Origin of the sequence: Mumia sp. (genome assembly GCF_028803055.1) — a bacterium.
GTDB lineage: Bacteria > Actinomycetota > Actinomycetes > Propionibacteriales > Nocardioidaceae > Mumia.
The window spans coordinates 1-10,275 of the sequence record NZ_JARBCJ010000125.1 but is presented as its reverse complement, the minus strand read 5'-3'; the positions used below and the strand labels follow the sequence as shown (position 1 = coordinate 10,275).

General features: G+C 70.5%; 9 protein-coding genes and 1 tRNA gene. 5 read left to right on the top strand and 5 right to left on the bottom strand.

The window, feature by feature from the left end; genetic code table 11:
- Together PV363_RS12365 and PV363_RS12360 are read left to right on the top strand one after the other, a co-directional pair.
- The coding region (locus PV363_RS12365; RefSeq protein WP_301022459.1) for a Gfo/Idh/MocA family oxidoreductase at positions 1-1,017 on the top strand (1,017 nt) is incomplete at its 5' end.
- Positions 1,014-2,021, top strand: a complete 1,008-nt coding sequence (locus tag PV363_RS12360) for a sugar phosphate isomerase/epimerase family protein (RefSeq protein WP_220343315.1) — start codon at positions 1,014-1,016, stop codon at positions 2,019-2,021. The genes PV363_RS12365 and PV363_RS12360, both read left to right, overlap by 4 nt.
- 30 nt (positions 2,022-2,051) lie before the next feature.
- On the opposite strand, the gene PV363_RS12355 is transcribed toward PV363_RS12360, so the two are convergent.
- Positions 2,052-3,278 (bottom strand): SGNH/GDSL hydrolase family protein, encoded by a 1,227-nt coding sequence (locus tag PV363_RS12355; RefSeq protein WP_301022458.1) that lies wholly within the window; start codon positions 3,276-3,278, stop codon positions 2,052-2,054.
- 129 nt (positions 3,279-3,407) lie between these two features.
- On the opposite strand from PV363_RS12355, the gene PV363_RS12350 reads away from it, so the two are divergent.
- The gene (locus PV363_RS12350; protein WP_301022457.1) at positions 3,408-4,439 is read left to right on the top strand and encodes a PIG-L family deacetylase; all 1,032 of its coding nucleotides are present in this window, start codon (positions 3,408-3,410) and stop codon (positions 4,437-4,439) included.
- Positions 4,436-6,223 (top strand): ATP-binding protein, encoded by a 1,788-nt coding sequence (locus tag PV363_RS12345; protein WP_301022456.1) that lies wholly within the window; start codon positions 4,436-4,438, stop codon positions 6,221-6,223. The genes PV363_RS12350 and PV363_RS12345 overlap by 4 nt, the downstream gene beginning before the upstream one ends.
- On the opposite strand, the gene PV363_RS12340 is transcribed toward PV363_RS12345, so the two are convergent.
- From PV363_RS12340 to PV363_RS12330, 3 genes are read right to left on the bottom strand one after another with little or no spacing between them, the layout of a single operon-like run.
- Positions 6,174-7,337: a hypothetical protein gene (locus PV363_RS12340; protein ID WP_220346016.1), complete on the bottom strand. Its 1,164-nt coding sequence runs from the start codon at positions 7,335-7,337 to the stop codon at positions 6,174-6,176. The genes PV363_RS12345 and PV363_RS12340 overlap by 50 nt on opposite strands.
- Positions 7,322-8,602 carry a glycosyltransferase family 2 protein gene (locus tag PV363_RS12335; protein ID WP_220346017.1) on the bottom strand — a complete coding sequence of 427 codons (1,281 nt, stop codon included), beginning with the start codon at positions 8,600-8,602 and terminating at the stop codon, positions 7,322-7,324. Before PV363_RS12335 ends, PV363_RS12340 begins: the two co-directional genes overlap by 16 nt.
- Entirely contained in the window at positions 8,599-9,507 is a 909-nt protein-coding gene (locus tag PV363_RS12330) for an ATP-grasp domain-containing protein (protein ID WP_301022455.1), read from the bottom strand. The genes PV363_RS12335 and PV363_RS12330 overlap by 4 nt, the downstream gene beginning before the upstream one ends.
- A 135-nt stretch (positions 9,508-9,642) precedes the next feature.
- On the opposite strand from PV363_RS12330, the gene PV363_RS12325 reads away from it, so the two are divergent.
- Positions 9,643-9,715 (top strand) — tRNA-Lys (locus PV363_RS12325).
- Positions 9,716-9,748: 33 nt separating this feature from the next.
- On the opposite strand, the gene PV363_RS12320 is transcribed toward PV363_RS12325, so the two are convergent.
- Complete coding sequence (locus tag PV363_RS12320; RefSeq protein WP_301022454.1) at positions 9,749-10,129, bottom strand: DUF4440 domain-containing protein; 381 nt, start codon at positions 10,127-10,129, stop codon at positions 9,749-9,751.
- Positions 10,130-10,275 lie beyond the last annotated feature (146 nt).

The following is a 10,275-nucleotide window of genomic DNA, read 5'->3' as shown; positions in this document are numbered from 1 at the left end:
CAGGAACACACCACCGACTGGCAGAGCCTCGTCCGGCGGGACGACATCGACCTGATCGACGTCTGCACCCCGGGCGACAGCCACGCCGAGAACGCGTGCGCCGCGCTCGCCGCCGGCAAGCACGTGCTGTGCGAGAAGCCGCTGGCCAACACCGTCGACGAGGCCGAGCTGAGGGCGGGCGTCGCCGCGGAGGCCTCGCAGGACGGGGTGTTCGCGATGGTCGGCTTCACCTATCGCCGTACGCCGGCGTTGTCGCTCGCCCGGCGGCTCGTCGAGGAGGGGCGCCTGGGCACCATCCGCCACATCCGCGCGCAGTACCTCCAGGACTGGCTGGTCGACCCCGACAGCCCGCTCACCTGGCGGCTCGACAAGTCGCTCGCCGGCTCGGGCGCGCTCGGCGACATCGGTGCGCACATCGTCGACGCGGCCCAGTTCGTGACCGGGGCACGGATCAGCGCCGTCAGCGGGGTCCTTCAGACCTTCGTGGACACGCGTCCGGTCGCGGGTGACCACGGCACGCTGGGAGGCACCGGGAGCGCCGCGGCCGAACGCGGCCCCGTCACCGTCGACGACGCGACCGCGTTCACCGCCCGCTTCGACAACGGTGCGCTCGGCGTCTTCGAGGCGACTCGCTTCGCCACCGGCCGCAAGAACGCGTTCCGGATCGAGGTCAGCGGGTCCGGTGGAGCGCTCGCGTTCGACTTCGAGGAGATGAACGTCCTCCACCTGTACGACGCCTCCGACTCCGCCGAGACAGCCGGCTTCCGGAGGATCGTCGTCACCGAACCCACCCACCCGTACGTCGCCGCCTGGTGGCCGGCAGGTCACGGGCTCGGCTACGAGCACGGCTTCACCCATCAGGTCGTCGACCTCGTCAAGGCCATCGCCGCCGGTGAGCAGCCGCGGCCCTCGTTCGCCGACGGGCTCGCGGTGCAGCGTGTGCTGGCTGCCGTGGAGGCCAGCTCCGAGGACGACTCTCGTCAGCAGAAGGTTCCGCACGAAGGAGAGGCACCATGACGCGACCGATCACGCTCTTCACCGGCCAGTGGGCCGACCTGCCGTTCGAGGAGGTCGCCAGGCTGGCGTCGGGGTGGGGCTACGACGGCCTCGAGATCGCCTGCTGGGGCGATCACTTCGACCCGTGGGCGGCGGTGGAGGAGGACGGCTACGTCCAGGCCAAGCTCGACCTCCTCGACAAGTACGGGCTGAAGGTCTACGCGATCTCCAACCACCTCAAGGGCCAGGCGGTCTGCGACGACCCGATCGACCAGCGGCACCGGGACATGCTGCCCGACCGGATCTGGGGCGACGGCGATGCCGAAGGGGTACGTCAGCGTGCGGCCGAGGAGATGAAGAACACCGCTCGCGCTGCGCGGATGCTCGGTGTCGACACGGTCGTCGGGTTCACCGGGTCGTCGATCTGGAAGTACGTCGCGATGTTCCCGCCTGCCTCGGCGGCGCTCGTCGACGCCGGGTACGACGACTTCGCGAACCGGTGGACCCCGATCCTCGACGTGTTCGACGCCGAGGGTGTCCGCTTCGCCCACGAGGTGCACCCGAGCGAGATCGCGTACGACTACTGGACCACCGTCCGCACGCTCGAGGCGATCGGACACCGGGAGGCGTTCGGACTCAACTGGGACCCGTCGCACTTCGTCTGGCAGGACCTCGACCCGCTCGGGTTCCTGTGGGACTTCAAGGACCGGATCTATCACGTCGACTGCAAGGACGCGAAGAAGCAGGTCGGCAACGGACGCAACGGCCGTCTCGGATCGCACCTCCCGTGGGCCGATCCGCGGCGCGGCTGGGACTTCGTGTCGACCGGTCGCGGCGACGTCCCGTGGGAGGCGTGCTTCCGGATGCTCAACACGATCGGCTACGACGGCCCGGTCTCGATCGAGTGGGAGGACGCGGGCATGGATCGGCTCCTCGGGGCTCCGGAGGCCCTCGCGTTCGTCAAGCGCAACCTCTTCGACGCCCCCGAGGCCGCGTTCGACGCCGCGTTCAGCACTCGGGACTGAACGCGGTGTCGTCCGCACGTCGGCGCCGGGTCAGCGCCGTACGGTGATCCGTACCGGCTTCGAGCGGCTGGCCCGCGTCGTCGACGAGCCCTTGTAGGTGACGGTGATGCGGTGCTTGCCGGCCCTCTTCAGCCGAGGAAGGCGGACGACGCGCCGGCCGCTCGCACCGATCCTGACGACCTTGAGCCTGCGCTTCCCGTCTCGTACGACGAGTCGGCCGCCCAGCCTGCGGCCGTCAGCAGCCACCACGCGGACCCGGATCCGGGCGCGCTTGGTGCGAGAGATGCGGTGCTTGCCGATCACCCGCGCCTGCGTGCGGGTGGTGACCTTCGCCGGCGGCCGGACGACGGGCGGCCGCGGCGGAGCGGTCGAGGGAGCCAGCGCCGCGACGAAGGCCCGGGCGATCACCTGGTGACCGGTGTCGTTGGCGTGGATGTCGGTGTACGGGGTGCACATCCAGGTCCACTGGCAGACACGGGCGACGTTGAGTGGCACGTCTCCGAAGGGCGGCGGCAACGTGATCGTCCTGCCCTCGGCGGAGGAGAACGCCCCCGCGACGTCGGCGGTCACGAACCCGTGGGCGGCGTTGGCGCCGCTGATCGCCGCGTTGAGCTGGCTCGCGACGGGCACGGAGATCGTCGCGAGGGGCTTGTTGCCGTTGACGTAGGCCGCGAGGAACGGGTTGTAGTAGGTCATGCCGACGTAGCGCGGCGTGCTGCCCCCGGCCTCGCGGAGCGCGGCATCGATGAGCGCGACGTTCGTCCCGACCCGCGTGATCCCCGTGGTGAGGCACTCGAGGGCGCCGGCGTCGATCGCGCCGCTGGAGGGCACGCACGGATGGATGTCGTTGGCTCCGATCCCGAGCGACACGTACGTCACCTTCCCGCGGTGCGCGGCGAGGAAGCTCGTCGCCGCCTCGAGCTGGCTGGTGGCGTCGTACCCGGAGTAGTCGCAGGGTGTGCTGCGCAGGTCTGGGAGGCCGTCGACGAACGACTTCGTCGTCTCGCCGCTGCATCCGAGTCTGATGTGCACGAGACCGGGCTCGCGAGCTGCGAGGACCTCGTAGAGGCGGCTCGTGTACGCGACCGCCGGCTCGTCCGTCCCGGTGTCGGGCTGGTATCCGGTGGCCAGCGAGTCACCGAGCGAGACGTAGTAGGTGGGGGCAGGGTCAGCGGCCTCGGCCGGCGACCCGACCGCAGCGAGGCCGGCGACGGAGAGGGCCGCGACGAGCGGCACGACGACGGCTCTGCGGAGCATGGACATGACGTGGTCTCCCTCTGCCGGACAACGGAGGCAGCCTAGGCGCTCAGGGGCCTCGCCGCCGCTCGCGCAGGCGTTGCCCTCGGTCTAGGTTTGCTGACAGACCGGGACCATCGAGGGGGCCTCGTGGACGTCGACAACCCGCTGCGCGCACTGGTGATCGAGGACGAGCCCGATGCGGCCGAGTTTGCTCGCATCGCCCTTCAGCGGTTCGCCGGCATGGAGGTGGTGGTCGCGGGCGACGCGGACGAGGCGCTCGCCGCGCTCCAGGTGGGATCGTTCGACGTGGTGGTGAGCGACATCGAGCTCCCCGGTCGCTCGGGTCTCGACATCCTGCCCATGGTGCGTGAGCTCGCCCCTGGCGTCCCCGTCATCATCCTCACCGCGCACGGCGTCGTCTCCTACGCCGTCGAGGCGCTGCGCAACGACGCGGACGAGTTCCTGGTCAAGCCGATCGCGCCCGCGGACCTCGCCTCACGAGCCCAGGAGCTCGCCTCCGAGAGCAGAGAGGCCCGGACTCGGTCACACATCACCGTGCTCGCCGTCGGCGCCCATCCCGACGACGTCGAGATCGGGGTCGGGGCCACGCTCGCCGCACACGCGGCCGCCGGGGACCAGGTCGTCATCCTCACGTTGTCTCGCGGTGGGGTGGGAGGGGACACCGCCGTCCGTCGCAGGGAGGCCGCCGACGCCGCCGCCGTGATCGGTGCGCGCCTCGTCCACCTCCCGTTCGCGGACACCCGCATCGAGCCGGCCAGCGGGGTGACCGCCGCGATCGAGGAGGTCGTGGCGGACGTGGAGCCGCAGCGTGTCTACACCCACGGCCCCCACGACCGGCATCTCGACCACCGCGCGGTGTTCCAGGCCGTCGAGGTGGCGGCGCGGTCGGTGCCCGGCCTCTGGTGCTTCGAGAGCCCGTCGAGCACCGTCGACTTCAGACCGAATCGCTTCATCGACGTCGAGGGCTTCGTCGAGACCAAGCTGCGCATGCTGGCGGCGTACGCGTCGCAGAGCCACCGCGACTACATGGCGCCGGACCTCGTGCGTGCGACCGCTCGTTACTGGTCGCGCTTCAGCCCTGCCCGTGAGGTGGAGCCGCTGGAGACCGTGCGTGCCGCCGAGTTCGTCACCTCCGAACACGGTCAGGAGCACGGGTGAGCCCGTCCGCGAGCAGCCGGAAGTGGTTCGGGCGCCTCGGGCTCGAGCCGGTGACGGTCGCATCCCGCGAGCTGCCGTTCACCCTGCTCTACCTTGCCGTGCTGCTGGACGCCGCGCTGCAGCGTCGCCCGTTCGACGCCCCCCTCCTCATCGTCATCTCGGCGACGCTGGTCCTGTCGACGCAGCTCGTCGCGGGTTACGGTCGGCGGCACCACTGGCCGAGCCCGTGGAACTACGTCTTCCCCCTGGTGCAGCTCGTCTCGTTGACCCTGTTCCAGTACGGGGTGACTGAGAGTCTTGAGCTGGTCACGGTCGTGCTCTACTTCGTGCCGGTCGCCAACCTGGCGATCCAGCCTGGGTCGCGCGGAGTCGTCATCGCCATCGTGGCTGCCATGGGACTGACGGCGTTCGGGGCGTTCACCGGCCTCGTCGCCTATCGCGCGGCGTCGCCGGGGCTCCATGTGCTCGTCGTGACAGGGTGCACGTTCGTGGTGGCCGCCTGGTTGTCGTCTACCACACGGCAGCTCCGAGAGCGGACCGCCGCCCTGGAAGCGCTGCGACGCGAGCAGGACGTGACGTTGAGTCGCCTCGAGGCGAACCGCGACCGTCTCGAGGCCCTCACCCAGCGACTCGAGGAGTCCCGTGCGCTCCTCGCGAGCGTGATCGAGGCCGCCACGGAGCAGGCGATCATCGCCCTGGACGAGCACGGCACGATCGTCTTCGCCAACCCGGGAGCGCGACGCCTGTTCGGCAGCGCTGAGGCCACTCTCCTCGGGGCCCCGGTGACGGAGATCTTCCAGGCCGACGAGCTGCGCTCCGCGGCGGTCGAGCGCGGGTACGGTACGACCTCTGCCGACCTGCTGCATGTGGTCCTCGGAGAGGCGGCAGAAGGACGCCCGGAGCACCGTGACTGGGTCCTGGCCCGCCCCGACGGCACGACCGTGCCAGCAGACGTCACGGTGACGCGACGCCCGCATTCCGACGACGGTCGACCGTACGGCTACCTGATCATCGCGACGGATCTCACCCAGCGCCGGGAGGCCGAGCGGCTTCAGGACGAGTTCATCGGGCTGGTCAGCCACGAGCTCCGCACCCCGCTCGCGTCGATCATGGGCTACGTCGAGATCCTGCGGTCCGACGAAGGCGAGCTCACGCCCGACCAGAGCCGATCCGTCGCCGTGATCGAGCGGAACGCGCAGCGCCTCCTGCGGCTCGTCGAGGACCTGCTGGTCAGCGTGCGCATGGTCGCCGGGACCTTCGCGCTCGACGCCGGGCCGACAGATGCCGTACAGGTCGTTCAGCGCTCGGTCGCGAACCTCCTTCCTGCCGCGGACGCGGCAGGTATCGTCCTCACGGTCGACGCACCGGCCGCAGTCCCCCTCCTGTCCGATGCCGAGCGGCTCGGCCAGGTCGTCGAGAACCTCGTCAGCAACGCCGTCAAGGCCTCCGAGCGCGGCGCGACGGTCCGGGTGACGCTCCGCCCGCTCAGGACGGGCTCCGGTGAGACGGGGGTGCGGCTCACGGTTGCCGACGACGGCCCGGGCATGAGCGCTGGCGACGTCGCTCACGTGACGGAGCGCTTCTACCGCGCCGACACCGCACGACGTCTGCGTGTCCGCGGTCTCGGCCTCGGCCTGTCGATCGTGAAGGCGATCGTCGACGCCCACGGCGGGACGATGTCGATCGAGAGTGCACCGGGCGTGGGGACGTCGATCACGGTCGACCTGCCGGACGTCAGCCCCCCGCCCACGCCTGCGCCAGGGCCTCCCACTGCTCAGGAGTGATCAGAGAGTAGGGAGTGACGTTCACCGCCGTGATCCCGTTGGTCACGGCCGACCGCACCGCCTCACCGAGCCTGTCGGCGCTGATGGTCTGGGGAAGGGGCACCTGCGGCCCCGCGGTCCACAACCCGATGGAGGGCATGAGCCGCGACATGCCGTAGCCCGCTGCCCGCAACGCCGCGGTCAGGGTCTCGATATCGCCGGCGGGCCGCGCGGGCCTGCCGATGTAGGTCCACAGCTGGAGGCGCAGCTCAGGCACCTCGGCGATCAGGATCTCGTAGTCCTGTCCGCTGTCGGGCCGGCCGGCAGCGGGGTCGTCCCAGTTGACCCGTACGTCCAGGCCGAGCTCGATGGGAGCGCCGTCCTCCTGGACGCGGTCGAGCGCCGTTCGCATCCGGCTCAACAGGCCGGCAAGGACCTGGGACCGCCAGCGCCCCAGCTCGGGCGCCGAGGTGTCGAGGGCACCGGTCGACGTACGGGGCCAGTCCGCCTGGCCGGTCATCTCACGGTAGAGCGCGAGATCGTCGGCGCCGAACGTGTCGAAGATCAGCAGCTCCGTGATCTCGATCAACGGCGGGTCGTACCGCTCGGCGAGCGCCTCGACGTAGTCCACCAGGCGGTCGCCGACCTCACCCCTGGCCAGCTGCCAGGCCGAGGCCGCATAGCGTGACCGCTTCCCGTCCGCACCGACTCCCGCGATCGAGGGGTCCTCCTGGATCCACTTCGGGACGAACGCGTCGACGATGAGGTTCAGCTGACGCGTTCCTCCTTCGGGGGACTCGCGCAGTCCGCGCGCGGCGACGGCGACGTGGTCGGTCCCCGCTTCGGCCGCTGCCTCCGGGTGAGCAGCCCAGTCGAACGCCGTGAACTCGACCCGACCGGCGTTGACCTCCACCGTCGTCGCGTCGACCGAGGCCAGCCGCTCCGAGACCTCGTCCCAGTCGGTGTCCGGATCAGTGACGATGCCGAAGTCGATGCTGATCGAGCGGGTCTCCTCAGGGGCGCTGGCCGCCCGCAGCGGCGACCGGGGTGAGGAGTCGTCATCGGACCAGGGGCGTGTGACGAACAGCGCGACCACTGTGCCGATCACGACGAGGCTGGTCAGGAGGAGGTCCAAGGAGGGTCGTCGACGAGGCCGGCCACCGACACCGTCCCCGTGCGTTCGAGCTTGTTCCATCGGTTCTCGGCCCCCTTCAGCTCGAGCCAGACAGCGCGGATCATCACCAGCGTCATCACGCTGGAGTAGAGAGGCCAGGCCAGGAGTGTCCACCCGTACTCGAGATCACGCGGTGTGCGGTCGAGAGCGACAGCGAGGATCAGCAGCGCGACGGAGCCGGGCAGGCCGACGAGGATCAACAGGTCCCACAGCTCCGTCGGCGGGGTGGCGATCTCGCCGGTCAGCGCCGGTGCAGCGATGACGAGAACACCGAGGACCTGCAGGAACGGCACGACGATCTGCGTGACGGTGTTGAACAGCAGGTAGGCCCCGAACGCCCCGAATCGAAGGTTGGCGATCATGCGCCAGTGCAGCCGAGTGACCTGCAGGAGGCCGCGCGCCCACCGGACCCGTTGTCGCCACAGGGCGCGGGGTGTCGACGGCGACTCTGCGTAGAGGAGGGCGTGGGGGGCGAAGGCGACGCGGTAGCCGGCGCCGTACACCCGCCACGTCAGCTCGAGGTCCTCGCCGACGGTGTCCTCACGGACGGCCCCGACCTTGTCGAGCACCTCTCGTCGGTACGCCCCGATGTTGCCCGAGACGATCGGGAGGCAGTGCAGCTCGTCGAGACTGCGACGCATGAGGCCCGTCCCGAGGTGGCTGATGAGCGCGAGGAACCTGGTCTGAACCCGGTCGAGGTTCACGGGCCGGTCGTTGCCGCAGACGGCGCCGACGCGGTCGTCTCGGAATCCCTTGAGCATCCGGTCGATGGTGTGCGGCTGGAAGAGGCCGTCGGCGTCCACCAGAAGGAGCACGGATCCCTTCGAGTGCGCGATCCCGGTGTTGAGGGCGGCCCCTTTGCCCCGGTTGGCCTGGGTCAGCGCGGTCAGCTGCGGGACGTCGGCCGCGACGGCCGTGGCCCTCGTGAACGTGTCGTCGGTCGACCCGTCGTCGACGCAGATGATCTCGTAGCGGTCGTAGGTGCTGCGTGCGATCGAGCGCAGGCAGTTGTCGAGGACGACCCCCTCGTTGTAGGCCGGCACGATCACGCTGACGAACGGCGGCTCCTCGAAGATCGTCGTCCCCACGAGCGGCACGGTGTCGTCGTGTCCGGGGCGGCGCAGCTCGAACACCACGGCGAAGGGGACGAGGGCGAGGCGGACGGCCCCGGTTGCGAGGACCGTCAGGGCCACGACAACGGCGATCCCCTCGAGAACGGCGGTCACGGCGGACGGAGCCACTCGTCGAGGACGAGGTCGAGCAGCTCGGGGGCGTGGGCGGAGAGTGCCCCGAACCTCCCGTTCACCTCGAGGACGTACGGCGAGCCGGTCGAGTCGAGACGAACGTCCATGTCCACGGGCCCGACGAGGTCGAGAGCCTCGACCGCGGCGACGGCGACCGCGGCGACCTCGGCCGTCTGACCGTCTGGGGCGCGGATCGCACCGGCGGCGTTGCCCACCCGCCCTTCCTTGAGGAGGGTCTTCTCGAGCACGACGACGGTCGACCGTCCGGTCAGCGGCGACCGGTAGACCTGTGGCGCGTACTCGGGGCCGTCGACGAAGCACTGGACGATCCAGCCCGCGCCGGCGTCGGACCAGTCCAGGTCGGACGGGTTCTCGACGACGGTGACCCCGCGTCCGCCCCGCGACACGCGGGGCTTGACCACGACCGGCCCGCCCGCCCAGGCGACGGCTGCCGCGGTGTCGTCGAGCTCCGAGGCGGCGGCGTGGGCGGGGACCGGAACCCCGGCGGCCGCAAGGGTCCACATCGTGAGGAGCTTGTCCGCGGCCAGCGCGGACGCGAGCGCTCCGGCGACCACCACCGAGGCGCCGGGCGCCGCAGCGGCGGCGAGGACGTCGCGCAGCACCGAGACCTGCGGGAGCTCGTCCTGCACGGTCGGGATCACGAGGTCGGGACGGACCTGCTCGACGATCGAGCGCATGGTCGGTGCGTACGCGGGATCGTCGGCGCGCGCCGCGGCCGCCGTACGCGAGAACGCCGTACCGTCGAGGGCCGTCAGGTCGACACCGACGGAGACCGTCTCCTCGCCGCGGACGAGACGACCGGCGAGCTGCTGGCCGAGCGAGGACCCTGCCGGACCGCCGGCGCCGGAGACGAGGACGGTGGGCATGTCCCGAGTCTGCCACCGGGCAGCCGGTGCCGCCCTTCCTGCCAGACCACGGCCGCCGGGACAACGTGAGTGGGCCATACTTGCCCCAAGGATCAGCCCTGGCGAGTGGCAGCGCGCGGGCCCTTCTGATCCTTCGGGCCTCTAGCTCAATCGGCAGAGCAGCGGACTTTTAATCCGCGGGTTCAGGGTTCGATCCCCTGGGGGCCCACCCAGAACCGGGTCTGATCTGCACCCCTGCAGATCAGACCTGGTGCCTGACGGGGGTGCCCTGGTGATAGACCTGCTGCCATCCGCCCGCACGCTCGCACCAGATCGACGTACGGCGCGCGCGTTGCCCGCCCCTCTCGGACTCCCAGAAGACCTGGATGATGCCGGGGGCCAGTGTCCGGGCGGTGAGACCGGTGAGCCTGATGTCGGCACGATCGCCCTCGACACTCTCGTCGCGCAGCATGGCCAGGGTGCTGTGGAGATCCCAACGACGACCGGATGCCCCGATCTCCAGGAAGTCGGCGGCAAGGAGCTCCCTGAGTCGAGCCTCCTCGGCTCGGCAGGCCGGCGTCTGGAGCTCTCGCTCCAGCTCGAGCACGCGATCCACGGGCTGGGGCGAGCTGTGCGACGTCATGTCGTGGATGGTAGGCGCCGCTGAGGTGGGTCTCTCCACCTACTCTCCACGAAGACGCGATCGAGCACGTTGGTCGGTGGTCACCTGCTCGAAGGTGTGTTTGAACGTCTCGTACGCGTCGGCTCCGACCGTCGCCGCAAGCCGCG